21 protein-coding genes and 1 pseudogene are annotated in these 26,437 nt (G+C 44.8%); 12 read left to right on the top strand and 10 right to left on the bottom strand.

Translation table 11 applies throughout. The annotated features are described in order from the left end of the window. Positions 1–64 precede the first annotated feature (64 nt). Positions 65–784 (bottom strand): GntR family transcriptional regulator, encoded by a 720-nt coding sequence (locus ACVA54_RS18565; RefSeq protein WP_119463543.1) that lies wholly within the window; start codon positions 782–784, stop codon positions 65–67. 503 nt (positions 785–1,287) lie between these two features. Between ACVA54_RS18565 and ACVA54_RS18560 the strand changes: the two genes are divergently transcribed. The 4 genes from ACVA54_RS18560 to ACVA54_RS18545 all read left to right on the top strand — a co-directional run bounded on the left by ACVA54_RS18560 (position 1,288) and on the right by ACVA54_RS18545 (position 5,449). Next, positions 1,288–2,259 carry a tripartite tricarboxylate transporter substrate binding protein gene (locus ACVA54_RS18560; protein ID WP_099078810.1) on the top strand — a complete coding sequence of 324 codons (972 nt, stop codon included), beginning with the start codon at positions 1,288–1,290 and terminating at the stop codon, positions 2,257–2,259. Positions 2,260–2,493: 234 nt separating this feature from the next. Continuing rightward, the gene (locus ACVA54_RS18555) at positions 2,494–2,988 is read left to right on the top strand and encodes a tripartite tricarboxylate transporter TctB family protein (protein ID WP_172438089.1); all 495 of its coding nucleotides are present in this window, start codon (positions 2,494–2,496) and stop codon (positions 2,986–2,988) included. A 20-nt stretch (positions 2,989–3,008) separates the two neighbouring features. Next, on the top strand, positions 3,009–4,535 hold the full coding sequence (locus ACVA54_RS18550) for a tripartite tricarboxylate transporter permease (RefSeq protein ID WP_099078808.1): 1,527 nt from the start codon (positions 3,009–3,011) through the stop codon (positions 4,533–4,535). Positions 4,536–4,678: 143 nt separating this feature from the next. Further along, positions 4,679–5,449 (top strand): sulfite exporter TauE/SafE family protein, encoded by a 771-nt coding sequence (locus ACVA54_RS18545; protein WP_099078807.1) that lies wholly within the window; start codon positions 4,679–4,681, stop codon positions 5,447–5,449. Between the two features lie 99 nt (positions 5,450–5,548). Here the strand turns inward: ACVA54_RS18545 and ACVA54_RS18540 are convergent, their stop codons facing one another. Together ACVA54_RS18540 and exaC are read right to left on the bottom strand one after the other, a co-directional pair. Then, positions 5,549–6,520 (bottom strand): TAXI family TRAP transporter solute-binding subunit, encoded by a 972-nt coding sequence (locus ACVA54_RS18540; protein ID WP_099078806.1) that lies wholly within the window; start codon positions 6,518–6,520, stop codon positions 5,549–5,551. 208 nt (positions 6,521–6,728) lie between these two features. After that, positions 6,729–8,249 (bottom strand): acetaldehyde dehydrogenase ExaC, encoded by a 1,521-nt coding sequence (gene exaC, locus ACVA54_RS18535; RefSeq protein ID WP_446596264.1) that lies wholly within the window; start codon positions 8,247–8,249, stop codon positions 6,729–6,731. A 241-nt stretch (positions 8,250–8,490) separates the two neighbouring features. On the opposite strand from exaC, the gene ACVA54_RS18530 reads away from it, so the two are divergent. Next, on the top strand, positions 8,491–10,257 hold the full coding sequence (locus ACVA54_RS18530) for a sigma-54-dependent Fis family transcriptional regulator (protein WP_446649839.1): 1,767 nt from the start codon (positions 8,491–8,493) through the stop codon (positions 10,255–10,257). Positions 10,258–10,330: 73 nt separating this feature from the next. Here the strand turns inward: ACVA54_RS18530 and ACVA54_RS18525 are convergent, their stop codons facing one another. Further along, positions 10,331–10,468: a hypothetical protein gene (locus ACVA54_RS18525; RefSeq protein WP_172438088.1), complete on the bottom strand. Its 138-nt coding sequence runs from the start codon at positions 10,466–10,468 to the stop codon at positions 10,331–10,333. A gap of 336 nt (positions 10,469–10,804) precedes the next feature. Between ACVA54_RS18525 and ACVA54_RS18520 the strand changes: the two are divergent. Further along, a pseudogene (locus tag ACVA54_RS18520) lies at positions 10,805–11,365 on the top strand (hypothetical protein). A gap of 36 nt (positions 11,366–11,401) precedes the next feature. Here ACVA54_RS18520 and ACVA54_RS18515 read toward each other — a convergent pair. Then, positions 11,402–12,922 (bottom strand): DUF1254 domain-containing protein, encoded by a 1,521-nt coding sequence (locus tag ACVA54_RS18515; protein WP_446649838.1) that lies wholly within the window; start codon positions 12,920–12,922, stop codon positions 11,402–11,404. A gap of 271 nt (positions 12,923–13,193) precedes the next feature. Between ACVA54_RS18515 and ACVA54_RS18510 the strand changes: the two genes are divergently transcribed. After that, positions 13,194–13,400, top strand: a complete 207-nt coding sequence (locus ACVA54_RS18510; protein WP_099078802.1) for a hypothetical protein — start codon at positions 13,194–13,196, stop codon at positions 13,398–13,400. 89 nt (positions 13,401–13,489) lie between these two features. Here ACVA54_RS18510 and gnd read toward each other — a convergent pair whose 3' ends face one another. The 5 genes from gnd to ACVA54_RS18485 form a co-directional block, all read right to left on the bottom strand. Beyond that, complete coding sequence (gene gnd / locus ACVA54_RS18505) at positions 13,490–14,938, bottom strand: decarboxylating NADP(+)-dependent phosphogluconate dehydrogenase (RefSeq protein ID WP_099078801.1); 1,449 nt, start codon at positions 14,936–14,938, stop codon at positions 13,490–13,492. A 40-nt stretch (positions 14,939–14,978) separates the two neighbouring features. Then, a complete protein-coding gene (gene pgl, locus ACVA54_RS18500; RefSeq protein ID WP_446640246.1) occupies positions 14,979–15,695 on the bottom strand; it encodes a 6-phosphogluconolactonase in 717 nt (238 codons plus the stop codon). Next, positions 15,692–17,194 carry a glucose-6-phosphate dehydrogenase gene (gene zwf, locus ACVA54_RS18495; RefSeq protein WP_172438087.1) on the bottom strand — a complete coding sequence of 501 codons (1,503 nt, stop codon included), beginning with the start codon at positions 17,192–17,194 and terminating at the stop codon, positions 15,692–15,694. Before zwf ends, pgl begins: the two co-directional genes overlap by 4 nt. A gap of 616 nt (positions 17,195–17,810) precedes the next feature. Then, on the bottom strand, positions 17,811–18,497 hold the full coding sequence (locus tag ACVA54_RS18490; RefSeq protein WP_099078798.1) for a response regulator: 687 nt from the start codon (positions 18,495–18,497) through the stop codon (positions 17,811–17,813). Beyond that, positions 18,494–20,113: an ATP-binding protein gene (locus tag ACVA54_RS18485; protein WP_446608658.1), complete on the bottom strand. Its 1,620-nt coding sequence runs from the start codon at positions 20,111–20,113 to the stop codon at positions 18,494–18,496. The genes ACVA54_RS18490 and ACVA54_RS18485 overlap by 4 nt, the downstream gene beginning before the upstream one ends. Before the next feature lie 537 nt (positions 20,114–20,650). Between ACVA54_RS18485 and ACVA54_RS18480 the strand changes: the two genes are divergently transcribed. The 5 genes from ACVA54_RS18480 to ACVA54_RS18460 all read left to right on the top strand — a co-directional run bounded on the left by ACVA54_RS18480 (position 20,651) and on the right by ACVA54_RS18460 (position 25,794). Then, the gene (locus tag ACVA54_RS18480) at positions 20,651–20,878 is read left to right on the top strand and encodes a hypothetical protein (protein WP_099078796.1); all 228 of its coding nucleotides are present in this window, start codon (positions 20,651–20,653) and stop codon (positions 20,876–20,878) included. A gap of 150 nt (positions 20,879–21,028) precedes the next feature. Next, a complete protein-coding gene (locus ACVA54_RS18475) occupies positions 21,029–22,456 on the top strand; it encodes a TolC family protein (protein WP_446596261.1) in 1,428 nt (475 codons plus the stop codon). A 3-nt stretch (positions 22,457–22,459) separates the two neighbouring features. Further along, positions 22,460–23,440, top strand: a complete 981-nt coding sequence (locus ACVA54_RS18470) for an HlyD family secretion protein (protein WP_446649837.1) — start codon at positions 22,460–22,462, stop codon at positions 23,438–23,440. An 18-nt stretch (positions 23,441–23,458) separates the two neighbouring features. Then, a complete protein-coding gene (locus ACVA54_RS18465; protein WP_446649836.1) occupies positions 23,459–24,646 on the top strand; it encodes an ABC transporter permease in 1,188 nt (395 codons plus the stop codon). Beyond that, positions 24,643–25,794 carry an ABC transporter permease gene (locus ACVA54_RS18460; RefSeq protein ID WP_446649835.1) on the top strand — a complete coding sequence of 384 codons (1,152 nt, stop codon included), beginning with the start codon at positions 24,643–24,645 and terminating at the stop codon, positions 25,792–25,794. The genes ACVA54_RS18465 and ACVA54_RS18460 overlap by 4 nt, the downstream gene beginning before the upstream one ends. Positions 25,795–26,437 lie beyond the last annotated feature (643 nt).

The following is a 26,437-nucleotide window of genomic DNA, read 5'->3' as shown; positions in this document are numbered from 1 at the left end:
GATCGTTTTGCTCAACGGCGAGCCGGAATTTCGCCCCTGGTGATAAGCTCATGACAATTTCCTTCTAGTCTTGTTCTATCTCTAAACGTTCTGAATGTGAAATATGTTGTTCGATCAATTTCCTGCTACCTGAGATGTGTCTTCTCATCAGCATTTCTGCCAGCTCCTCATCACGATTGCGAATGGCTTGGAGAATAAACTCGTGCTCAATAAGCGCTTCATTGGGACGAGACTGAGCTCGAGGAGATTGGTAGCGATACATGCGCAGTAAGTGGTACAGCTCATCGCAAAGTAATGAGATCAACTTACTGTTTCGACTCGCTTTTATGATACAATAATGAAAGTCAAAATCGCCATGCTGGTGAAAATAAGACGCGCCCTCGACATTATCAATGTGCTTTGAATGCCTCGACAGTAACCTCTCCAAGTTTTGCAGTTCTTCTTGAGTGATGTAACGCGCCGCTAGCCTCGCTGCCATCCCTTCTAATGCTTCTCGAACCGAATATAATTCAATCAGCTTTTCGGGAGAGAAGGTAATCACGCGAGCGCCGACATGGGGAATGCGTTCAATCAGCCCTAACCCCTCTAAACGCATCATGGCTTCACGTAGAGGACCTCGACTAACCTGATATTGCTTGGCCAGTTCTGGCTCCGAGATCTTGGTACCCGGCGGTATATCACCATTGACGATGGCTTCAACAAGAGAGCTCATCAACGTTTTAGATTTTGTTCTTTCTTTCTCCAAAGTTGCCGATTTTTGGCGAGGCTTTAATTCAATATTCATGTCCAGGAATTCACGCTTACGACACCAGAGTGCCAACAATCTCTTAACTTAAATGTAAAATAACCGATTGCATTGTCTACAAGCAAGAAGATTGTCGACAATTTAGACTAAGGTATAGGTTCCTAATGACGATAAGTGGAAATAAACCGCATATTAATCATCAAATTTCGACAACGAAAAACAAGTTGTCGACAATCCAACCATGATACCTGGGTGTTTAAGGCCACTTCTAACTTCGATGTAAATGGCTCAAACACCTTTTTACCGGTCATTTTTTACTCTCAAATGCTTTTTCTATATTCAGTTCATCATGTACAAGACTGTGAACTTTATGAACAAAACTTTGATTATGCCCAATATTCTCTTTATTTACGCATTAGAGACTTCCCATTAACACCTTATTAACCTTCAACCCATCGATAACAAGGTCCCCTACTTCGTTAAACGACCACATAATAAGACTCTTCAAAACAGTAGAGTCACCTACATAAGGAACGTGAAACATGTTAAAGGTACTCAAACCAACACTCGCTGCATCGATCATTGCTGCCTCTTTTTCTTTCAACACTTTCGCTGCTGATGTCGAGAAAATTCATTTCCTCATTCCTGGTGGTGCTGGCGGCGGTTGGGATATGACCGCTCGTGGCACTGGTGATGTACTTGTAAAATCGGACATCGTTGAGAATGTTTCATTTCAAAACCTCTCTGGTGGAGGCGGTGGTAAAGCGATCGCCCACCTGATTGAAACCGCTGAGCGTCAACCAGACACCCTGATGGTGAACTCTACGCCTATCGTTGTTCGCTCACTGACGGGTATTTTCCCACAATCATTCCGTGACCTGACCCCTGTCGCTGCGACCATCGCAGACTACGGTGCTATTGTCGCGCCTGCCGATTCGCAATATAACTCTTGGGAAGACGTGGTTAGTGCATTCGAATCTAACCCACGTAAAGTGAAGATCGCCGGTGGCTCTGCAAGGGGTTCGATGGATCACCTTGTGGTCGCAGCGGCATTTAAAGGCGAAGGTTTTGACGCGCGTAAAGTACGTTACATCGCTTACGATGCAGGCGGCAAGGCGATGGCTGCGCTGCTATCTGGTGAAACTCAACTGCTTTCAACCGGTTTGGGTGAAGTACTTGAGATGTCGAAATCTGGTCAGGTAAAGGTACTCGCGATTACGGCACCAAAGCGTCTAGACGCAGCACCAGACATCCCAACGTTAACAGAATATGGTAATGAGACCGTGTTTGCTAACTGGCGTGGATTCTTCGCAGCCCCAGGGACGAGCCAAGCCAAACTAGACGAATGGAATGCGGCTCTGACCAAAATGTACAACACGGACGAATGGCAAGTAGTGCGTGACCGCAATGGTTGGATTGACAATTACAAAGCGGATAAAGAGTTCTTCACGTTCCTAGAAGAGCAAGAGCTGCAAATGGGTGACCTAATGCGCGAGCTAGGTTTCCTGAAATAACAGCAACTCTTAATCCGAGTTACGGGGCTAACCATCCTTAGCCCCAGTTATATTTGCACTCTTATTTTAGCCGTATATGGGCATCGTCGGACATTCGACATGTAAAAACTCCTTTGTTATTAATTCGCAAGCACTAAGTCATTCGACTTGTAGTGATGCTCTTAATTGTTAATGGCTTACCTTTCTTCATTAACGCTCATATACGGCCTTTCCCTGATGTTCTAGGAGTTGGATATGTCTCATTCAACCAATCTTTTTACCAAAGAATACTTGCTCTGCCGTGACCGTGTAGGCGCGATGATCTTTTTAATTTTTTGCCTTTGCTACGGCTATCAAACGTCGCAAATTCCGTTATTCCCTGGTGATGAATACGAACCGTTCACTGCACGGACACTTCCAACCATTCTGACTTATGCTGGTATCACTCTATCTTTGATGCTGCTTGTCACTGGCCAACCAGACAAACAAAGTGGTGCAGTCCTGTCTTTTAATTGGAAACTACTTATCGCCTTCCTCGTATTGATGGCTCTATACGGCCTTGGTCTAACGTACCTTGGTTTCGTATTAGCAACGGGCTTTTTCCTGTTAGCTAGTTTTTATTTACTTGGCGAACGACGTAAACCTGTGCTGTTTGGTGCCTCATTCCCATTCGTTATTGCGTTTTATTTATTGCTCACTCAAGGTCTCGATATCTACCTTGAGCCTGGCCTGATTTTTACCATCTGGTAGTCAAAAGAAAGGACTGAATTATGTTAGATGGAATTCTACAAGGTTTATCCACTGCGGTTATGCCAATGAACATCATGATGGTGATCGTGGGCTGTTTCGTCGGTACTTTCATCGGAATGTTACCGGGCCTTGGCCCAATTTCTGCTATCGCCCTGATGATCCCGATAACTTACGGTTTAGATCCGTCATCCGGTCTGATTTTGATGGCTGGCGTGTATTACGGTGCAGTATTTGGTGGTTCAACGTCTTCAATTCTTATTAATGCGCCGGGTTGTTCATCCACGGTAGTCACCGCGTTTGATGGCTATCCGATGGCGCAAAAAGGTCAAGCAGGAAAAGCGCTGGCACTGGCGGCGTACTCTTCTTTTACTGGTGGCACACTTTCCGCCATTATGTTGCTTGTGGCCGCTCCGGCGCTGGCGAAAGTTTCATTGAGCTTTCAGTCCTCAGACTATTTCGCGCTGATGTTATTGGGCTTATCTGCCGTTGCCGCGTTTGCGGGTAAAGGTCAAGTCATTAAAGCTTGGATGATGACCATTCTTGGTCTGATGTTGTCTACGGTTGGCATCGATAAAGGCGTAGGTGTTGAACGTTTCACCTTCGGCATGACTGATCTGATGGATGGTTTTAGTTTCTTGCTATTGGCGATGGCGACATTCGCACTAGGTGAGACCTTGATGGGCATTTTGAAGCCATCAAACGACACTCGGGATGAGGAGCAACAGAAACTAAGTAATATTGGCTCGATGAAGGTAACAAAAGAAGAAATCAAAGAAGTCGCACCGGTCTCTATTCGCTCTTCCATTCTCGGCTTTTTCACTGGCGTTCTCCCGGGCGCAGGTGCAACCATTGCCGCCTTCCTGAGCTACGGCCTAGAGCGCAACCTCGCGCCAAAAGAGAAGAAAGAAGAGTTCGGCAAAGGTAGCATTCGTGGTCTAGTGGCACCTGAGTCAGCGAATAATGCGGCATCAAGCGGTTCATTTGTGCCACTTCTTACGCTTGGTATTCCAGGCTCCGGTACGACGGCAATCATGTTAGGAGCGCTTATCGCTTACGGCATTCAACCTGGCCCTCGTTTGTTTGTTGAACATCCAGATGTATTCTGGTCAGTGATTATCTCCATGTACTTTGGCAACATCGTACTGGTTATTTTGAACCTACCACTGATCCCTTACATCTCCAAGCTGCTGGCGGTACCAAGAACGGTGCTTCTGCCAATGATTTTGTTCTTCTCAATCACAGGCGTGTATCTGGTGTCGTTCAATACCATGGATGTATTTGTGATGCTTCTCGTGGCAATGACCGCGATCGCTTTGAGGCTGGCTAACTTCCCTCTCGCGCCTCTGTTGCTTGGTTTTATCCTCGGTGGATTAATGGAAGAGAACTTACGCCGCGCGTTGATGATTTCTGACGGTGAATTGAATTTCCTATGGGAGCGTCCAATCACACTAACCTTCACAATACTTGCTGTGTTAGTCCTTGGCAGCCCGTTGTTTGTAAAGTTAGTTCAAAAACTGAAAGCCCAACCTGAAAAGGTAGAGCAATAAAAAGTCTATTTCCCTTCAAGATAGACCTTTGAAACCAAGCCACCCTCTGCGGTGGCTGTTTCTTTGGCTAATCACTGCTTCCTTTATTCTCTCGACCAAAGTATTGTTAACATCCTGACAACAAACAATTTAAAGGACGATTCATGCTGCTGGAATTTGCACTTTTATTTGCTGCGGGCATCCTCGGCGGGGTCATTAACTCGGTAGCGGGTGGTGGCAGCTTTATCACTTTTCCAGCATTAATGGCGGTAGGTGTACCTCCTATCACGGCGAACGCAACGAACACCTACGCCTCTTGTGCTGGCTATATCAGTGGTGCAATCGGTTTTCGTGAAGAAATCCTCAAGAACAAGCATGAGCTAGGATTTACCGTTTCTTTCAGTTTAGTTGGTGGTGCCGTCGGCGCATTTTTGCTTCTCAACACGCCAGAATCTATTTTTCTTGAAGCTATACCTTGGTTACTATTGTTTGCGACGGTGCTTTTTCTCACTGGCTCGCATCTAACCGCTGCCATCAAATCATTCACCAAAGGAAGTAAGCATGCCGGAGTTGTGGGTGTAATTGCTTTGAGCTTACTTCTGATTGGCGTTTCTGCTTACGGCGGGTTCTTTAATGCTGGATTAGGTGTCATCGTCTTGAGTTATTTGGTGGTTGCAGGACATCAAGACATCAACTTAATGAACGGTCTTAAACTGCTGGTTTCGACCTGTGTATCCCTGATTGCTATTGTTATTTTTATTTCCAACGGTTCGATTGATTGGACCAAAGGCAGCGTCGTGATGGTTGGTACTTTAGTCGGTGGTTACTTAGCTGCACGCGTGTCCCGACAGCTACATCCTCGCTATGTAAAAGGTTTTGTCGCGCTCTCCTCTATGTTAATTACCGCCTACTTCTTTGTTGATGTTTATACCTGAGTGCCAAAGCTCGCTTTACTCATTGAGGTTCTGCTTAGCGCTAACAAACAAAAACGTCATCGCAAATACGATGGCGTTTTTTATTGGCGGCATGTGGCGTTACTTAATCAACCCAACTTCTTTGTAGTACTTCTCAGCACCTGGATGAAGGGGTGCAGATAAACCATCTTTCACCATCTCTTCTTTCTTTAAGTTAGCGAATGCCGGGTGAAGACGTCGGAAGCTATCAAAGTTTTCAAATACCGCTTTCACAACGTTGTACACAACTTCATCTGGCACTGCCGTAGAAGAAACAAATGTTGCGCCGACACCAAAGGTTTGAACATCATCCGGAGAGCCACGGTACATACCACCAGGTACAGTTGCGAGACGATAGAAACTATTGTCTGAAACTAATTTATCTACTATCGGCCCCGTAACAGTTACAATCTCACTGTCACAAGATGTCGTTGCCTCTTTGATTGCACCACTTGGATGACCGACGGTATAAATCATCGCATCAATTTTATTATCGCACAGCGCTTTGGATTGCTCTGCCGCTTTTAATTCAGACACAAGTTTAAAATCATCATAAGTCCAACCATACTCTTTCATCAGCACTTCCATCGTGCCACGTTGACCCGAACCCGGATTACCAATGTTTACTCGCTTGCCTTTTAGATCATCAAACGTATTGATGTTGGCGTCTTTACGAGCCACAACGGTAAATGGTTCAGGGTGAACAGAGAACACCGCTCGCAACTCTTTAAAAGGTCCGTTATCTTCAAACTTGCTCGTTCCGTTATAGGCATGGGATTGCCAATCTGACTGCGCGATGCCTAAATCTAGTTCGCCAGCACGAATAGTGTTGATGTTGTAAACGGAACCGCCCGTACTTTCTACCGAGCAACGAATGCCGTGATCAGCACGCGATTTATTGACTAAACGACAAATTGCACCACCTGTTGGGTAGTAAACGCCAGTGACACCGCCCGTACCGATAGTAATGAACGTATCTTTTGCAGAAACTGAAAAACTTGTACTTAATGCAGCCAAAGAAGCCGCGACAACAATTTGCTTGAGCTTTAACATTGAACGTCCTTTTCCTTAGTTTATGGACACGTAAGTATAGCAAGCGTTAACAAATTGATAATGTCAAAGATCACATCCTGTGAATAAGAGTCAGACTCTGGAAAGCATTGATCAGTAAGAAATTACGAATACTCGTTCTCCCCTCCACTCCATAAAAAAAGCCCCGAACGTTCGGGACTTTTTTGGTTGTCTTGAAAAGACTGCTAGTTTAAAAAAATCCTAGCGGATTGACATCGTAGCTGATCAATAGATTCTTGGTATTCTGGTAATGGTCTAGCATCATCTTGTGCGTTTCTCGGCCGATGCCAGATTTCTTGTAGCCACCAAACGCTGCATGCGCTGGGTAAGCGTGGTAGCAGTTGATCCAAATACGTCCTGCTTCGATGTTACGGCCCATACGATAAGCAAGGTTCTGGTCACGCGTCCATACGCCGGCACCCAGTCCATACTCGGTGTCATTGGCAATCGCCAGCGCTTCCGCTTCATCTTTAAAGGTCGTGACGGCTATAACTGGACCAAAGATCTCTTCCTGGAAGACACGCATTCCGTTATGACCTTGCAATAACGTTGGCTGAATGTAGTAACCTTGCTCAAGTTCGTTTTCTTGTTTCGCCACATCCCCCCCAAATACCACTTTCGCCCCCTCTTGGCGGCCGATTTCTAGGTAACTTAGAATTTTATCGAACTGCTCTTGTGATGCTTGAGCACCAACCTGAGTGTCGGTATCTAATGGGTTTCCTTGCTTAATGGTTTTAGCACGCTCTGCGACTTTGGCAATGAACTTGTCGTACACTGATTCGTGCACCAATACACGAGATGGGCAGGTACACACTTCGCCTTGGTTAAAGAACGCAAGCAGAGTGCCTTCAATACATTTATCTAGGTAATCATCTTCGTGATCGAAGACATCTGGGAAGTAGATGTTTGGTGACTTACCGCCGAGCTCGACTGTCGATGGAATGAGGCTCTCTGCCGCACATTTAAGGATATGGTTACCCACTTCAGTTGAGCCAGTAAATGCTAACTTGGCGATTCGGTTACTGGTGGCCAATGCTTGCCCTGCTTCTGAACCAAAGCCGTTGACCACATTCACCACACCAGCAGGTAGAAGATCACCAATCTTTTCCATCAGAACCAGAATCGACGTCGGTGTTTGCTCGGCAGGCTTGAGCACTACACAACAACCTGCTGCAAGCGCTGGAGCAAGCTTCCACGCTGCCATCAGCATTGGGAAGTTCCAAGGAATGATCTGACCTACCACACCAATCGGTTCAGGGAAATGATAACTTGCAGTATGTTCATCGAGCTCAGCTGCACTGCCTTCTTGAGCGCGTATACAACCTGCGAAGTAACGGAAATGGTCCACAACCAAAGGCAGATCCGCCGCTAACGTTTCACGGACTGGCTTACCATTTTCCCACGTTTCTGCCACCGCGAGCTCTTCTAGATTCTGTTCAATACGGTCAGCAATTTTAAGCAAAATGTTAGCACGCTCAGTAACGCTGGTTTTCGCCCATTGTGCTCTGACACCATGCGCAGCATCTAATGCGAGGTTAATATCCGCCTCACCAGAACGAGCGACCTTACAATACGTCTGACCATTGATTGGCGAGGTATTGTCAAAGTATTCGCCACTAGCAGGTTTTACCCATTCGCCACCGATGTAGTTATCGTAATGTGATTTGAAATTAACGATGGCATTGTCACTACCTGGTTGTGCATAGATCATAACTCTTCCTTTTGTTCTCGTTCAGTTTTTAGTTTTATACAGCAGAGTGTTCAACTCCTTGTAAGAACAATACTCAAGTCACATGCCAACAACACACACCTTGTTGTTAATTAAATGTAAAACTATGATTACCAAGCGATAACAAACCAAGTGAGTGATGTTTGAGCGCATGTATGGTGTGAACACCAGTGTTCAAGTGTTCCAAAATGGCACACCCTCACTGTGACAAAATGGTACAGTCATGGAACTTCAACACATTACCAATAGCAACTGGCTTTCAACTTCATGGGATAGAAGCGAACAAGCCGGTTTAAAACAGCGACGTCGCCCAGACGATATTCGTGTCACCTCTGCATTTCTGCAAGACAGACGCCACCAACTCAACTTCTTAATCGATTCTGTAAAGCAATTCGCCTTACCTTTGTTTAATCAACTGTTCGCCCATAGTGATAGCCGACTGATACTGACCGATGCCGAAGGCGTGATCATCGGCAGTTGGGGGCAACCCAAATTTCGTGAAAAATTAACGGAAATTGCTCTCAGTTCTGGTGCGTGCTGGCAGGAAAAACTCAAAGGCACTAACGCCATTGGCACTGCATTGGTGGAAGCAAAACCGGTTTCGGTTATTGGTGACCAACATTTCATTCAGCATCATCGTTTTATCAGTTGTTCGGCCAGTCCTATCTTTGATCATTTGGGACATTTAATCGGTGTACTCGATATCACTAGTGAGCAAAAGAAACACGACTTTTCTACCCAAGTGCTCGTACAGAACATGGTTCAACAAGTGGAGAACCAACTTCTCAATCAAATCCCTCAAGGACATACTCGAGTGGATATTGCTTGCGAACAGGGGCTGCTCAATAGTGGGTGGCAAGGCATTATCATCGCCAATCAGGAAGGGCAAATTCTCGCGCACAATCAAGTTGCGTCACAGTTGCTTGACCAAAAGAATGTGGTTGGACAATCACTTGAGGCGATTCTAGATAGCTCTTCGAGCAATCAGGCTCTCGTCTTCAAAACTCAACCGCTATCAGAAAGAAAAACTCAATCACGTTCAATTTCTGCATCGAATGATCTCCACTATGGCGATACCAATGTCGAGCATTGCTGGCAACAAGCGAACCGCGTAATTGATAAAGACATTAGCTTGCTGATCCTGGGTGAAACCGGCGTTGGTAAGAATGAGTTCGTTAAAGCCCTACACAAAAACAGTGTGAGAAAAAACGGGCCATTAGTCTCAGTAAACTGTGGAGCACTGCCTAAAGATTTAGTGGAGTCCGAGTTGTTTGGTTATGTTGCTGGCGCCTTCACTGGAGCAAACAACAAAGGCTATCAAGGTAAGATTCGCCAAGCAGATAAAGGGGTGTTGTTCCTGGATGAGATTGCTGATTTGCCGCTGGAAGCACAGACCCGTTTACTGCATGTTCTGCAAGACAAAACCGTGCTGCCGATAGGCTCTAACCAAACGATTCAGGTCGATACGCAAATTATCGCTGCGACACACAAAGATCTAGAGCAGCTAGTTACAATAGGGGCATTTCGTCAGGATCTCTACTATCGCCTCAATGGTTTGATTATCGAGTTGCCACGCTTTGAAGATCGCAGTGACCAACTTGCATTAATAGAAAATATTCATCGTCGCCACTCGCCATCTGAGCAGACTATCTGCCCTCATCTAGTGTCTTTACTGCTTAATTATGTTTGGCCGGGTAATTTACGTGAACTAGACAGCCTACTCAAAGTATCTACCTTAATGGCGGAAGGTGAACCGCAATTAACACTGGGCCATGTACCCACTCATCTCACGAACAAACTGAGTCAATGCCGAACAACTCAAGCCGTTACCGATGCTCAAGAAGCCGACATGCGTACGACAGTCGAAGATAAACTGGTCAAGACTTACCAAGCAACTCAGGGCAACATCAGTAAGACGTCACGTATGCTCGGCTTGAGCCGCAATACCATTTATCGCAAGCTCAAAACCCTTGGTATATTGAAATCGTAGCATTGGGATCACGAGTGCCAAGGAAATAAAAAAGAGCATCGCATTGGGTGCTCTTCTCATTTTGAAGCCGAGTTTACAATCCGCCCTCTTGCTGCGCCTGTTTTACTAATGCCTGACGTTGAGCTTCCGTTTCTAATATCACTTCATTTTCCTTGTGCGTTTCCTGATCCAAATCTGCTGGAATAAAAACAAAGTACTTGTTAAGAGTCATCGCTAGAACCTCAATTAATTGTGCTAATCACCTTCTTGGCAAACGTAAACAATCTCAACTTTCGTTGATTCCTTGTTTGCAGGCTTTAAAAATAGTGGATATTGGTCTATCAAACATCCTCCGCATGCCACTAATTATAGGATGAGATCAAAGGCTTACCTAATACTCTTATTCCTCTTTTATGTAATCTTAGTTTTGCTATCAAAGCGATTACCGTAGTCACCAACATATTAACTCTATGTCACAAAAGGAAAAATCATTGATTCTTTTATTGGAACAGAGGATGAGACACGTTGATACTTAAGACGCTAATTTTGGGCGAACTGACTCCATGAAATCACTTTCGATTTAAATTTATATCGCTTTCTCCACCTGTTGAACCAACAAAAATCACAAGTCAAAGTGTGCCATACCTTGGATATAAGCAAAGCAACCTTCAATCGCCAGTTGCTGAATGTCGTCAGCATTTTGACAACGAACTATTCAATGTAGAAAAAGCATCTATACACCAACATTACTTTGCCAGCAGCTCTGTGAAATAGAAAACTCGCAGACGGTTCGCGTATCGATGGGGTCGTTGGATGTCAGTGCTTATTATGAACGAGTACGAAAAAACACTGGGATCACGTTAGATCAAAAGCTCACGGTTTCATCCATGACCTTGGCCCTCGACTGCGTAAAAGTCAGCCCGTATGTGTTTGTGATGTACCTTGATGACAGCTCGATTCCTGAGGGTATTTTCCGTATTCCATTGTTGTTTAATGGTAAACAAATGACTTTGATGTAGGCATACAATATCATCGCGCTTTCTATCAGCACCCTATCATCGATCAAGTGGAAACTTTTATTAGACAGGCACTGCATCAAACTAATTTACAGCCAAAAAAGCCGATCTAAAACAGATCGGCTAATGACTTATTACTTCACCAAAACTTACTTCACTTCCGTAATGTCACTTGGCTTCCAAGTGCCGTTGTACCAAGGTTCTAGAGGACCATACATGCGCAAGATACTAAACCACCCTTTGTTTGGAACCGTTTGAATCCAGTTTGATTCTTTACCCTTCGGTGCGGTTGGACCAAAGTACAAATCAACAGAACCATCGGTGTTTTCTACCATCTTGTCACGCTTATCGTTCTTACTTGGGAACGGTTGACTAGTTTGTAACTCCGAGCGTGTTTGAGGGTCATAAGCCACCACCGACCAGAAGTTCTTCGCTGGTGCGTTCGCCGGAATCGTCAGTTTGTAGTTTTTACCACCATCAAAAAACTCACCTTCTGCAGTTTTATCAACAATGGCATACTGAGAGCCTTTGCCAATCATCTTAAGCGCCATCGCTGGAGTGTTTACCGTTGCCATGTAGAAAAAATAAGTACGCGCATCCAGATTGCGCCCGCCTTTACCTGCATCAATGAGCCACTGATAATCTTTGCCGATAAAAGCGGTTTTCCAGTTACGATCGTCCCAAATGTACGCATTTCCTGTGCGTGGGTTAAACATCAAAGCACGCGCTGTTGCGTTACCAATCGCAGCACCATCTTTCAGAATCTTCTGCATACGCGCATCAGGTTTGAACGGCTTACCTTTTTGAATACCTATTGTCGCAATCAAACCGCGCATTTCTGGGTCGATAAACTCAATCGGCTCTTTATCCATCACTGTTTTGATTTCATCGTAAAAATGCTCATTATTCGCATGGATAGTGTTAAACGATTTACCGCTGCCGGAGATGAACTCCATCTTAGGCTGATCGCCTTTCTTTGACAGTGGGTAGATCTTCAACCCTGTATGGTATGCATTGACCGCTGCGTCAGTCTTCCCGTCTTTCAAGAAACCACGCGCGATAAACCAGTTCACGTAGCTTGTTGATTGTGCTACGTGATAGCCCTCTGGTATTTCGCCTTCATAGTTAGGCGGTAAAATTAGGTACTTCCCCCCTTCACCTTTGTCTGGGCCAACCACCCCCATATCGGTCACAAAACGGAAAAAGGCATCATTAATCGTTGTTGGTCCCATTCCTGGTGGGATTTCAACCACCGTTGGGCCATCTCGTTCTAAATCCAAAAAAGCCGATGCATAAACGGTGTCAGTGTTCCCTGTCAAAAACAGCGGATTGGAATCCATCAAATTATCGAACAACATAACCTGATTAGACTGGGTAATTCCCATTTCTTCATGCCCAAGTCTCAATGCTTCTAACGATGCCATAGGAATCGCATTCATAAACACTTCTGTCGCACGCATGGTATCTAAATGGTTATATAGCTTCTCAGTGGTTTGCTCACTTGGTACACCATCATTGAAGTTTAAAGTACCAATGCTGGTTTCCACCTTATCTGGCGTCATAATGCCCTGTGGAATATCCGTGTTGTAATTGCTCGTCGCCGCCATGGCAGACGATGAAATCAATAAGCTTGTAAGCAATACAACACGTTTAAGCTGAGTTTTGAGCATAAGAGTTTCCTGCGGTATCAGTTGGGATACATTAACTCTAGCTAAAACTAGACATCATTTTTGATTTTCTCAAAGCTCAAAAATGCCAACGAACACCTTAGGCAATGAAACACATAAAAATCCACGACAAAAGCTGTCGAACAGGTCAACATTTAACCTTTTTTGAGAAATCTTTAGCCTGATTTTTGGGTATTTTTCGGGCAAAAAAGAGACCATCGAAATGCGGTGTTAAATCACTCTTGTTTCTACCCGCTAAGATTTGGGAGGCGTTATGAAAAATATTAAACTCGGTCATGTTATGTCATTCAGCAGAATGTTTTCCTTCATTGCCTTTCTGACAGCCACATTCGCTTGGGTATTAAGTATGTATGCCCTCTTTACGGTTTCCGTTGTGACGCTCCTCGTCAGCGGACTACTCTACTTGAATGACAAATTCGGTTCTCACCACAAAGGCAATACAAAAGAAAAGAGTGCATAAGTACTCTTAGAGTTTCTAGTAAACAGGCAATAAAAAAAAGGATGCCAGTTGGGCATCCTTTTGTATTTCGTCAGTTTTAAAACTACGAATTATACGTCGTAAGTGGTAGACGCTGTGTTACCGCCTGTACCCGTCCAGTTTGTGTGGAAGAATTCACCACGTGGACGGTCAATACGCTCGTATGTGTGAGCACCGAAGTAGTCACGTTGAGCTTGAAGCAGGTTCGCTGGTAGACGCGCTGTTGTGTAACCGTCTAGGAAAGATAGCGCAGAAATCGTACATGGCATTGGGATACCAGACTCTAGAGATTTCGCTGCTACTTTACGCCATGCCGCTAGGCTGCCTTGTAGAATGTTTTTGAAGTACTCGTCAGAACCTAGGAATGCGATATCTGGGTTCGCTTCGTACGCATCACGAATGTTGCCTAGGAACGCAGAGCGGATGATACAACCACCACGCCACATCAGTGCTACGTTACCGTAGTTTAGGTCCCAACCGTTTTCGTTAGATGCTTCGCGCATTAACATAAAACCTTGAGCGTAAGAGATGATCTTAGATGCTAGTAGCGCTTGACGCAGTGCATCAACCCACTCTTGCTTATCGCCTTCAACTGGTGTGATTGTCTTGCCGAATAGAGACTCAGCTTCAACACGTTGGTCTTTCAGTGCAGATAGGCAACGAGAGAACACAGACTCAGAAATAAGCGTTAGTGGAATTCCTAGGTCTAGTGCGTTGATACCTGTCCATTTACCCGTACCTTTTTGGCCTGCAGTGTCTAGGATCTTCTCTACTAGTGGTTCACCGTCTTCATCTTTGTAGCCTAGGATGTCAGCCGTGATTTCAACAAGGTAGCTGTCTAGCTCAGTCTTGTTCCAATCAGTGAATACCGCTTGCATCTCGTCTGCAGACATACCAAGACCGTCTTTCATGAACTGGTAAGCTTCAGTGATAAGCTGCATGTCACCGTATTCGATGCCGTTGTGTACCATCTTAACGAAGTGGCCTGCACCATCGTTACCAACCCAGTCACAACAAGGTTCACCAGCGTCAGTTTTCGCAGAGATACCTTGGAAGATTGGCTTAACCGCTTCCCAAGCTTCTGGAGAGCCGCCAGGCATGATTGAAGGACCAAAACGCGCACCTTCTTCACCACCAGACACGCCAGTACCGATGAAGTGAATGCCTTTCTCACGGCAGTGTGCTACGCGGCGATTTGTGTCTGGGTAGTTAGTGTTACCACCGTCAATGATGATGTCGCCTTTGTCTAGTAGAGGGACTAGAGCATCGATGAAAGCGTCAACCACATCACCTGCACGAACCATCAGCATCACTTTACGTGGTGCTTCTAGTTTTTCTACCAAGTCTTCTAGCGAGTATGCGCCAATGATGTTGGTGTCTTTTGCTGGGCCATCTAGGAACTCGTCGACTTTCGCGGTAGTACGGTTGTACGCCACTACTTTGAAGCCATGATCGTTCATGTTTAGGATAAGGTTTTGACCCATTACAGCAAGGCCGATTACACCGATATCACCTTTCATTGTTTCTCTCCAATTGTCTTTTCTTCGACTAGCGACTGCATTACGCGATTTTTGCCGCTGCGTCTAAATCTAAATACCATTCCGTCAGACCCGCTTTCGCTTGGATCTTCGCTGCCGGATATGGGAGGTCTTGTGCTGGTGAACTATTGATTTCTTCAACAATGTTTGCTTTACCTGCGCCAAGTACCAAGTAACTGATGCGCTTCGCTGCTGCTAATACACGTGCCGTTTTCGATACGCGAATCTGACCAGATTCAGGGTGAGAAGCCAATACTGATAGGTTCTCATCATCGTAGTTTGTCTGATCTGGGAACAGAGAGGCGGTATGACCATCTGCGCCAACGCCAAGCAAGATCCAATCAAACACTGGTGTGCCATTTTCCGTTGGAATCACTTCTGCCATCTCTTTCGCAAAACGCTCTGCTTCTGCTTTTGGCTCTTCTTCACCACGAATGCGGTGGATGTTCTCAGTAGGAATAGCGACCTGACTAAACAATAGTGTATTCGCTTCACCGTAGTTGCTTTCTGCATCATCCGGTGCAACACAGCGCTCATCCCCCCACCAGAAGTGTAGGTTTTGCCACTGAATTGACGTCGCGTAAGCCTCTGTTGCCAGTAGCTTAAACAGCATTTTAGGTGTGCTGCCGCCAGAAAGGGAGATATGAACAGGTCGGCCCATTTCGCTAAACGCTTTCATGTCGTTAGCAAGGCTTTCTACTACCTGCTCTGCTGTTTGGTAGATCTTGTGGTTGATCATAGTTCGCAGTAGTCCGTATCAGTTAAGTTTTTACAAGGGAAACGCCAAGCTCGGTTAGCTCGCTGTAGCAAGTCGTCCGCTTCTTTTGGTCCCCATGTGCCACATGCGTATCCAAATAGCGCTTGTGGGTCTTGCTTGAAATCAAGAATAGGTTGCACGTATTGCCAGCACGCTTCAACCGCATCGCTACGAGCAAATAGCGTTGCATCACCGTTTAGTGCATCTAAAAGTAGACGCTCATAAGCAGTCAGCATTTGGGTTTCTTGCAGGTCAGCGTAATGGAAGTTCATTTTCACTTCTTTTGCTTTAAAACCTGCACCTGGCTCTTTCAGACCAAAGCTCATTTGGATGCCTTCGTCTGGCTGAATACGAATGATCAGCTTGTTTTCTGGTGCGTTTTGACCAAACACTGGGTGTGGTGTCTGTTTAAAGTGGATAACCACCTCAGTTACTCGAGTAGGAAGACGCTTACCTGTTCGTACGTAGAAAGGCACGCCATTCCAACGCCAGTTATTGATGTAAGCTTTCAAACCAATGTAAGTCTCGGTACGAGAATCGTCTGCTACGCCGTTTTCTTCACGGTAACCCGGTAGGTGTTGACCACGAACTTCAGAAGCGGTGTATTGACCCAGAACAAGGTCATTGCGTAGCGCGTCTTCATCCAGTGGTTTAAGACATTGAAGCACTTTCACCACTTCATCACGCATGGAGTCAGCGTTGATCTGAGCTGGTGGCTCCATGCCTACCATTGCGAGTACTTGTAACAAGTGGTTTTGGAACATGTCACGTACCGCGCCTGAACCGTCGTAGTAACCGCCACGCTCCTCTACGCCTAAGAATTCTGCGCCTGTGATTTCCACGTAATCAATGAAGTTACGGTTCCATAGCGGTTCAAACATCGCGTTAGAGAAGCGAAGTACAAGAAGGTTTTGAACCGTTTCTTTGCCTAGGTAGTGGTCAATACGGTAGATCTGATGCTCTTGAAAGTGTTCGTGGATTTCTTTGTCTAGAATGCGCGCTGATTCAAGATCGTAACCGAATGGTTTCTCGATAATCAGACGTTTCCAACCATCTTCCTCGTTATTCAGACTGTGTGCTGCTAGGCTTGCAGGGATCACGCTGTATAGGCTTGGAGGCGTCGCAAGGTAGAAAAGTGTATTACGTTGTTCGAATTGGTATTCGTCTGCCAGTTGGTCTAAACGAGTCACCAACTTGCTGTAATCTGGTGTGTCAGAAGTATTGATTGCTTGGTAATGCAGGTGATTGATAAATGCATTAAGCGTTTCTGGCTCCGTTTTCTCCATGTCCTGCAGCGATTTCTTCAGCTTTTCTCGGTAAGAATCGTCGCTGTATTCAGTACGACTAACGCCTAGAATGGCAAAATTATCTGGAAGCTGTTTGTTCGCATAGAGGTGGTATAGAGCAGGAATTAACTTACGGTATGTAAGGTCACCTGAAGCACCAAAAATAACGATGCTGCTGTTTTCTGGTATTACCATCATCTTTCCCTTAAAAACGAGGTACTTATAGTGTGCCTGGATACGGCTAAAAGGATTGAGCCAACCCTATCAATGGCACCTCAAAATAGAAAATTGGTCTTACCTATTTCGTTGATAGATAAAGCCTATAGACCGAAATAACTGTCACTGCTGAGAGCCTTAAACATAGCTTGGATTTCAGCATTTTCTGGTGACTTCGGACACTTATGTCTCTAGAGTACAACCTTGCACTCTGTGGAGGAGATTTCCGACACGGGGACGTATTGTCTACGACTATTTGATTTACATCAACACTTGCTAGTGCAAACGATTAAATAATTTCCATAAAATAATATAAGTAATTGAATCATAAGCAACATCCAACTTTCTCAATATGGCAAAAATTGCGCAAAAGCGCTAAGGTGACGGTTTATTGTACGATAATGACAATCCATCACATCACCCATGCACACTAATAGAGAAAAATAGCCCTACTTTGTTTTGACTGAGAACGGCGCCTAACTAAAATTAGTCGAGAACTCAATGACCACTTGTAAATCATTCACAAATCAAGGTAGGAAAGACAAAGCAGAGGCCCATTTGAACCTCCGCTTTTCTTTCACCTTAAAGATACCCGTTACCGCATCACCTTCCTATAGCAACGCTCGGGCCGCCCAACAGTGCCATAGTTTAGGTCCGCTTCTAACTCACCAGAGCTAATTAAGTATTCCAAATAACGTCTCGCCGTTGTGCGACTTGCACCAATCTGCTCACCGGCTTCATCTGCGGTAAACATTTCATCTCCCGCAAACAAAGTGCTAATCTTATCTAACGTTACACCATCAATGCCTTTTGGTAAGCGCTGAGACGTAGTGTCCGTTGCAATACTTGATTGCAGCATTTTGTCGACCAAGTTCTGATCTACTCTTTCTGCCACATCTAATTGCTGTCGTTGGGAGACGTACTTTTGCAGCGTGGCTTCCAGTCTCGGGAACATCACCGGCTTTAGCAAATAATCGACCACCCCACCTCGCATTGCCTGTTGCAATGTTGCCACATCTCTAGCGGCCGTGATCAAAATAACATCACAGGTTTGCTTGTTTGCACGCAACGTATTTAAGATTTCAAGCCCCGTTCCATCAGGGAGGTAGACGTCCATCAATAATAAATCAGGCTTTAACACTTCTAGCTGCAACTCTGCTTCCATTCGCGTTGTTGCTATGCCCACCACGTCTAGGCCTGAAAGCTGACTCAGGAATTTATGGTGTAGCTCTGCAATCGCAATATCATCTTCGATGATCATGACTCGCGTTGCCATATTCATATTTGTTCTTCCTTTGGCAAATATACGGTAATTCTCGTTCCATGCTCTGTATTTGGTAGCATCTCAACGTAGCCGTGATAACGTATAGTCAGTTGATTCACAAGGTGTAATCCAACACCTCTGTTCTGACGCGACTTAGTTGACACGCCTTTTTTCAGCAGCTCTTGCGGTTCAATATCTTCTGGTAAACCACAACCTTGATCGAGCACTTCCAAAATAACTTCATTTCCATAATCGCTCACTGATACTTCAATGATTCTCCGATCCTTGCTGATCGATGACTCAGTTTGAATCGCAGTCATCGTAGCGTCAAATGCGTTATCGACGAGGTTGCCAAGAATGGTCACTAAATCTTCTGAGTTCAGCCACAATGGTAATGACTCTAAGCGGCTGCCCTCTTCGACCACCAACTGCAACCCTAATTCGCGAGCGCGTTCAATTTTGCCTAACAACAAGCCCGCAAGTAGCGGATCTTTAATCGTGTCACGTAAGAATTCGATCATCGCTTGATAGTGCGCCGTTTCTTGGCCAATCAGCTGTTGCACCGACTCAAGTTCACCCATTTGAATCAATCCACTAATGGTGTTGAGCTTATTTCTGTGTTCGTGTGTCTGTGAGCGAAGTAAGTCCGCATACTCTTTGGTTTGCGACAACTGCTCGGTGAGTTCGTTGATCTCATCGCGCAGACGAAAACTCGATACGGCACCCACGATTTTTCCATCTACGTAGATCGGTGAACGGTTAGCAATCAAGAGCTTGTGATTAAGGAAGATCTCGATATCATGATCTTCTTGTCCCGTTTCCAGCACCGTATACAAGTCACTGTCACGGAGTGTATCAGTCAAAGGCTTATTCAGCGCAACGTCTCTATCAATACCCAAAATCTGACAAGCGCTGCGGTTAATAGAACGCAACACACCTTGCGCATCAATGCTCAGTACGCCCTCTTTGATGGTGCACATCGTGACATCGAGCTCACCATACAAACGACCAATTTCTTCTGGTTCAAATCCTAAGATCGCTCGTTGGAATTTATGCGAGGCATAATTAGAAACAATCGCATTGGCAGCAACCACGACTAATGCCATTAAAATAAGGAAAGCAAAAAATGGTTCAATACGATCTTGCAGTCGCTCTAACAGATAACCAACCGATACCACACCAATGATGTTACCTTGCGCGTCAAAAATCGCCGCTTTACCACGTACAGAGTACCCCAATGAACCTTGAGCAGTTGAAATGTACGAAAGCCCCTCCACCAGCGCTTGTTGGTTGTCGCCACCTTTCATTGGCTTGCCTACGCGTTTGTCTATCGGGTGAATCAATCGAACGCCATTTTTATCACCAATAACGATAAATGCAGCGCCTATCGCATCCGCCATATCCCGAAATCTCTGTTGGTATGGGTCCGCGTTTTGCGATTCGATCATCTCTCGAACAATATGAGAGGTAGAAAGGAAACGAGCCACTCCAAGTGCTTTCTCGCCCATTTCCTGTTCTTGGTCATACTTGAGGTAAGTAAAACCTGCCGCAACCAGGATAAGAAGCTCGATCAAGCCCGAGAGCGTCATAATAATAAGCATGCGCTTGCGAAAGCTGATCGTACTCCAACTCATTGCTCTTTCCCTTAATCTCTGAATACTTCCCTATTTATCGCTAAATTAACACTGAGTTTACACAGTGGCTTACATCAAATGATAAATCTGTGAACAAACGAATCAAACGCTGTGCTTTATGGTCAATATATATACCCAAGTAACCTCAAGATGCTGGATTCAGCGAGAATAACTTAGATATAAACGCCGTGAAACATCAAATCCCAATCATAGCGCTAGCCAAATGGTCGTATTAACTATTTAACTCGATACATCATTTGCCACCTGTACCTTGATCTTTGTCACGTCAAAATTAGCGAATTTTTAGGCATTTCGGGGGGTTAGGTCGTATAATTTTTAGTCAAAGGCGTCATTCAGAGCTTCGAATAAAAAGCAGCTAAATAGGAAGCCTATTTAATGCTCAACACATTCACTAGGTAATTCAAAAAATGACATAATAGCAATAATACCTTTTTTTATGACAAACGCTTAACTACCAACTGCTGCTGTATAGCTATAAACAAAGATGCACTTATAGTTACAAAGGAATATCAAAGCATGGAACGAGATACATTTGGAATTTGCCTTAATAAGGCTATGCTGTCAGAAAATATGTATTCAACGTTTACCCACGTCAGAGCTTATGAAAAAAGCGAAGTTAGCCCATACGACCTTAAAGTGCTGCTTTCCTTTCCTCAAATGAGTGGTAAAGACTTACTGAATACGATTCGTGGCTCTCGTCAACTCGAGTGGAGAGCTGAGTTTTATTGCCCTTCAATAAAATAGCCCCTAACTGACCTATTTGCCCATTTGCTCATTTGCCCTCTACACTAGAAAGAGGGCGCAACCCAATCCCTATTAATTCCAAATTAACTACTTAACACTTACTATTTATTACCTTATATTAGAGTTATTACTCTAAACGAAGGGATGACTATGACACAATATGGAAAGTTTTGGATTTTAAGTCTTCTTAGTAGTTCTATTTCCTTTGCCTGCCAAGCAGCTCCAATTACATTCAGTGATGCATGGCAGTTATTGTTAGAAAACAACTACTCTATAAAAGCAAAGCGTGCCAACGTAGAAAATTACGAGTATCAGCAAAATGCGACAGATAACTTGAATCTTCCTCAGGTAAGTCTTAGTGCTAGTTACACTCACTTGGATAACGATGTCACCCTGTCAGGCCAACAGATATTCGACAGTACTGGGCAAAAAATTAGCGTTCCACCGGAGTTTCTACCGATAGTTGAGCCTGTGTTCAATACGCTAGCAAATACCACCTCAACCATCACTGAGCGTGATATTTTTTCTTCTTCTATCCGGGCAATCTGGCCAATTTTTACCGGAGGCCGTATTGATGCAGCTCAATCAGCGGCACAAGGTAAAACCGATGAGGCGAAAAGCCAACTAGCGATGGAGCAGCAGGCGCGCTTCGAAGATCTTGCAAAATACTATTTCTCAGTGGTGCTCGCCAAAGAAGTGCTAACGACACGTCAAGCCGTTGAGAAAGACTTAGAAAAGCACCGCGACTTCGCACTAAAATTGGAAGAGCAAGGTCAAATCTCGCGAGTTGAGCGCCTTCAAGCTGAAGCATCCCTCGACAAAGCAAAAGTCGACACTCGCAAAGCAAACAGCGATTTGGTCATCGCTCAATCAGCGTTGGGTAAGATTTTAGAGCAAGTTGGCTTGGTTGAACCTTCTGAGGCTTTGTTTATAAATAAACAACTTCCTCCTCTTAACGCATTTATTGATCAAACACTACTTACCTACCCTGGTTTAGATTTACTCGACGCGAAGCACAAGCAGGCATCTAGCTTGCTCAAAGCAGAAAAGGGCAAATATTATCCAGAGGTTTTCCTATTTGGTGATTACAACTTGTATGAAGATGATTCCCTCGCGAGCCAAATGAAGCCAGATTGGCTAGTGGGCGTAGGGGTGAATATACAACTGATTGAATCATCGGGTCGTAGTGAACAAGTTAAAGCCGCGCAGAGCATGATCAGGCAAGTGAACGCACTAAAATCACAGGCGAAACAGGACCTTTCTTTGTTGGTACAAAAAACCTATCTCCAAGCTCAACAAGCCATTGATGAAGTGGAAGGCTTGGAGTCCAGTATACGACTCGCCAACGAAAATTTACGCCTTAGACAAAAATCCTTCATACAAGGTCTTGCCACTTCGCTCGAAGTTGTTGACGCTCAACTCTTTGTCGCGAGTATCAAAACTCAACAATCAACAGCACGTTTTCACTATTTAATGTCGTTAACCAAACTATTAGCGCTTAGCAATGAAATGAATAGTTTTAATCAATACCAAAGCACTGCACATTCATCAACCTCAACAGATAAGAAGGTCAAATAGTTCATGGTAGCAAAATTTTTAAAACCCACTCTACTTTCTCTTTGCGCTCTCGGTATCGCTTCTTGGGTTGGCTATCAATTTTACCACGCATACCAACCAGAACCAGTTCGCCTACAAGGTTTGATCGAAGCTCAACAGTACACGATTTCGTCAAAAGTACCGGGGCGTATTGATGATGTCCTCGTACGTAAAGGCGATGATGTAGAAAAAGGTCAGCTTATTTTCACTCTGCACAATCCCGAGATAGAGGCTAAACTAGAGCAAGCTAAAGCCGAAGAAAAAGCGGCGGGCGCATTGGCATTAGAAGCTGAAAAAGGCGCACGTGAACAACAAATCCAAGCAGCAAAAGATCAATGGTTAAAAGCAAAAGCTGCAGCAAGTTTGATGAACAAAACGTACCGACGTGTGGAAAATTTGTACAATGATGGCGTCATAGCAGAACAAAAACGTGATGAAGCTTTCACTCAATGGCAAGCGGCAAAATACACCGAAAGTGCCGCTAAGCAAATGTACCAGATGACAAAAGAGGGAACGCGTACCGAAACTAAAGTTGCCGCTGCTGAAAAAGTTAAAATGGCAGCTGGTGCCGTAGCAGAAGTTGAGGCTTATGTGAAAGACACCAAAATCTTTAGCTGGTTTGATGGTGAAGTATCACAAGTGTTATTGCAAAGCGGTGAACTCGCTCCACAAGGCTTCCCTGTGGTCACCGTTATCGATATTCAGGACTCTTGGGCAACCTTGAACGTTCGGGAAGATCTTCTGAATCACTTCACCAAAGGAACGACCTTTAATGCTTACCTGCCTGCGCTAGATAGAGAAGTGGAGTTCAAAGTTACTCATGTTGCTGTGATGGGTGATTTCGCAACATGGCGCGCCACTGATGCATCTAAAGGGTTTGATCTTCGTACTTTTGAAGTGGAAGCCCGACCAACCCAAGAAGAGTCTGGGCTGCGTGTGGGTATGAGCGTTGTGGTTGAACTTTAATGGCATTGGTTTAACTCTATGACGATTCCTATCTCCCAACGACAGATCCTACGGCGCGATAAATGGTTATTTTCGTGTCTGACTTGGCTTCCTGTCTTATTAGCCGTCACCATTTGGGGTGTTTTCTCTATTGGCATTGCAAGAGATCTACCCATTGGCATGGTAGATTTACAACATTCCCAACTCTCACGCAAAATGATGCAGACCTTGGATGCATCACCAACTTTGTCGATAAATTTTCAGTACAATAGTGCTTTAGAAGCAAAGACCGCCATGATTGAAGGTGACATCTACGCGTATGTAGTACTCCCTCATAATTTAGATCAGGACATTCTTCAGCATCGCCAACCGCAGATATCCGTGTTCTTCAACAGCCAATATATTCTGGTTGCAAAGCTGGTCAATTCGGCGGTGGCGCAATCTCTCGGCTACTTTGATGCGCAATTAGAGGCGATGGGTGATCTAGCAAAAGGCAACACAACGATGCTCGCAGCTACAGGCCAGGCGGTGCCAATTTCGACTCAGATCACGGCCCTGTTTAACCGCAACACTAACTATGCTCAGTTTTTGGTTACCGCTATCGTTCCGGCCATTTGGCAAATTAGTGTGGTGGTTAGCACCATATTGATACTTGCTGCGCATTTTCGACTCTATGGCCATCAAAAAAACAGTTTCGCTTTTTTAGGTGATAAACCCATTAGGAAATTGACTAGAATTCTCAGTCAATATATTCCCCTATTTATGCTGCAAGGAGCCCTCTTCCTTTATTGGTTTTATGTCCTGCTCGATTGGCCGATGGAAGGCAGCTTTACCGTCCTATTCATTGCGCAATTCGTTACCGTTATCGCTTGTATCATTATGGGCGCAATGTTCTTCTTCTTACCGATGGATCCTGCACGTGCAATGAGTTTTGCTGGCGCGTTTACTGCCCCAAGTTTTGCTTTTATGGGAGTTACCTTCCCAGTCGCTGACATGAATCCATTGGCGCTGGCATGGCGTGGGTTACTACCTATCACTCACTATATCGAAGTGCAGGTTGAACAAACTAACTATGGCGCAACTGCGGCGCAATCTCTCAGCTCTTTGTGGCCAATGATTGGTTATATTATTCCCCTAATGCTAACCGTCGTACTTGTGCTCAAGCATCGTGATGCTGCGATTAAAGACAGCATGGCAAGCAACAACGATCCACAGGAGACTGTATGAGTTTTTGGCAATTGATTAAAACGGAACTGCGCTCTGTCTTAACCAACCCAGTTGTCGTGCTTACTGTATTTGGTGGCGTGGTGTTTTATTCATTTTTGTATCCACTGCCCTACGCACAGCAAATCCCGCGCGAGCAACCTATTGCGGCTGTTAACTTAGATGGAAGCCAAACGAGCTTAAAGCTGGAGCGCATGGTGGATGCAACCCCACAAGTCAATATTGTTGCCCGTTTACATACTATTGCTGATGCAAAACGCGCATTTTTCAATCGTGAAATCACTGGCTTCTTGGTGATCCCTGAGAACTTCTATAAAGACTTAATGTTAGGTAAGAGTCCAACTCTGGCTTACGCCGCTGATGCCTCTTACTTCTTGGTTTACGGCACAGTGGTTGAAGGATTAGCACAAGCTGGTGGCGCGTTAGGTGCAGAGGTCAAAGTAAGTAAAATGCTCATCGACGGTGTGCCGCTAAATATGGCAAGCCACGATTATTCTGCATTCAAGATCAACATGAAACCGACCTTTAACCCAACCATGGGATACATCGAGTATGTCGTGCCAGCGGTATTCGTACTGATACTACAGCAGACTCTGATCATGGCGGTGGGTTTGCAAACGGGTACGCAACGCCATGGGCGTGGTTATTGGTCACAAGCGTCAACTGGCGCTTTATTGCTCGCCAGAACCTTAGTTTTTGTTGCAATCTACTACCTACTTAGCGCGTATTACTTTGGTTTTAGTTTTGAGCGCTTAAGCGTCAACCGCGTTGCAAACCCGAGCGAATTGCTCACCATGTTACTGCCATTTTTACTCGGATGCTGTGGCTTGGGATTATGGCTCGGTTATTTACTACCACGACGCGAACTGGTCTCTGTTGTCGTACTTGTTAGCTCGTTGCCATTAGTCTTTTTAGCGGGCTTTATTTGGCCGGTTGAATCGATTCCGGCCCCCCTACTTTGGTTTGCAGACTTAAGCCCAAGTACATGGGCAATTAAAGGCTTTTTAGCACTCAACCAAATGGGCGCAACGTGGCAACAAGTGGCGCAATATTGGACGGGGCTATGGGGTCTAACACTGCTTTGGGGAGGAGTGGCGTATTGGATTGCAAGACGTAATACCAAACCAGTGATAACAGAAAGCTTGAGTTAACGGCTTTTTATCCAAATATAGAAAGGGGCTCACGTAGCCCCTTTTTGTTTGCGTAGATATTCTAGTGACTGAGTTGAGCGGAAGAATCACTGACTCATTTCATGGACAATTCTGATTTACGATGTGCCACTGAGAAAGTTCTGGGCATGACGAATGGAAGTAACACATCTCATCGTGAGTCATGCTGATTTTTTGTTCTTTCTCTTCGTGTCTAGATATTCTTGATACTTCTTAGAAAACCACTGATGTAAGTGCAGCCCCGTATTTTTCTTTACCAAGTACGCGATGAACGCCAAGACCAACATACCTATAACTGTACCCATGATGCACCCCGTATTTTAAATAAAAACTAATTAACAGCACGTAAAGCATGCTTATATGAATTGTGGCATTGACTCTATCTTAACTAAAGTTAGTGATTTTGATACTGATTTTTTAGCTGTGTGGTAACAGCAATGAGTCGTGTTTTGGACTGCTTTGTTTAGCAAAGGCTATACATTAGTTTTTGGTTTGTTCAAGTTCAAATCAATCAACGTTGAAAACTTTGGAGCAAAAGCGTTTCAGTGTGTAACCCTCCCCGAAAAACTGGTCGCTCGCAATTAGAGGTTTTCCGTTTACACTGAAACAAACGGAGAACGCATGA

It is taken from the genome of Vibrio sp. PNB23_22_6 (assembly GCF_052877535.1).
This window is presented reverse-complemented; position numbering and strand designations above follow the sequence as displayed.

Coding starts and splice junctions, on each gene's coding strand:
- ACVA54_RS18565 (WP_119463543.1), bottom strand. CDS start 784: ATGAATATTGAATTAAAGCCTCGCCAAAAATCGGCAACTTTGGAGAAA.
- ACVA54_RS18560 (WP_099078810.1), top strand. CDS start 1,288: ATGTTAAAGGTACTCAAACCAACACTCGCTGCATCGATCATTGCTGCC.
- ACVA54_RS18555 (WP_172438089.1), top strand. CDS start 2,494: ATGTCTCATTCAACCAATCTTTTTACCAAAGAATACTTGCTCTGCCGT.
- ACVA54_RS18550 (WP_099078808.1), top strand. CDS start 3,009: ATGTTAGATGGAATTCTACAAGGTTTATCCACTGCGGTTATGCCAATG.
- ACVA54_RS18545 (WP_099078807.1), top strand. CDS start 4,679: ATGCTGCTGGAATTTGCACTTTTATTTGCTGCGGGCATCCTCGGCGGG.
- ACVA54_RS18540 (WP_099078806.1), bottom strand. CDS start 6,520: ATGTTAAAGCTCAAGCAAATTGTTGTCGCGGCTTCTTTGGCTGCATTA.
- exaC (WP_446596264.1), bottom strand. CDS start 8,249: ATGATCTATGCACAACCAGGTAGTGACAATGCCATCGTTAATTTCAAA.
- ACVA54_RS18530 (WP_446649839.1), top strand. CDS start 8,491: ATGGAACTTCAACACATTACCAATAGCAACTGGCTTTCAACTTCATGG.
- ACVA54_RS18525 (WP_172438088.1), bottom strand. CDS start 10,468: ATGACTCTTAACAAGTACTTTGTTTTTATTCCAGCAGATTTGGATCAG.
- ACVA54_RS18515 (WP_446649838.1), bottom strand. CDS start 12,922: ATGCTCAAAACTCAGCTTAAACGTGTTGTATTGCTTACAAGCTTATTG.
- ACVA54_RS18510 (WP_099078802.1), top strand. CDS start 13,194: ATGAAAAATATTAAACTCGGTCATGTTATGTCATTCAGCAGAATGTTT.
- gnd (WP_099078801.1), bottom strand. CDS start 14,938: ATGAAAGGTGATATCGGTGTAATCGGCCTTGCTGTAATGGGTCAAAAC.
- pgl (WP_446640246.1), bottom strand. CDS start 15,695: ATGATCAACCACAAGATCTACCAAACAGCAGAGCAGGTAGTAGAAAGC.
- zwf (WP_172438087.1), bottom strand. CDS start 17,194: ATGGTAATACCAGAAAACAGCAGCATCGTTATTTTTGGTGCTTCAGGT.
- ACVA54_RS18490 (WP_099078798.1), bottom strand. CDS start 18,497: ATGAATATGGCAACGCGAGTCATGATCATCGAAGATGATATTGCGATT.
- ACVA54_RS18485 (WP_446608658.1), bottom strand. CDS start 20,113: ATGAGTTGGAGTACGATCAGCTTTCGCAAGCGCATGCTTATTATTATG.
- ACVA54_RS18480 (WP_099078796.1), top strand. CDS start 20,651: ATGGAACGAGATACATTTGGAATTTGCCTTAATAAGGCTATGCTGTCA.
- ACVA54_RS18475 (WP_446596261.1), top strand. CDS start 21,029: ATGACACAATATGGAAAGTTTTGGATTTTAAGTCTTCTTAGTAGTTCT.
- ACVA54_RS18470 (WP_446649837.1), top strand. CDS start 22,460: ATGGTAGCAAAATTTTTAAAACCCACTCTACTTTCTCTTTGCGCTCTC.
- ACVA54_RS18465 (WP_446649836.1), top strand. CDS start 23,459: ATGACGATTCCTATCTCCCAACGACAGATCCTACGGCGCGATAAATGG.
- ACVA54_RS18460 (WP_446649835.1), top strand. CDS start 24,643: ATGAGTTTTTGGCAATTGATTAAAACGGAACTGCGCTCTGTCTTAACC.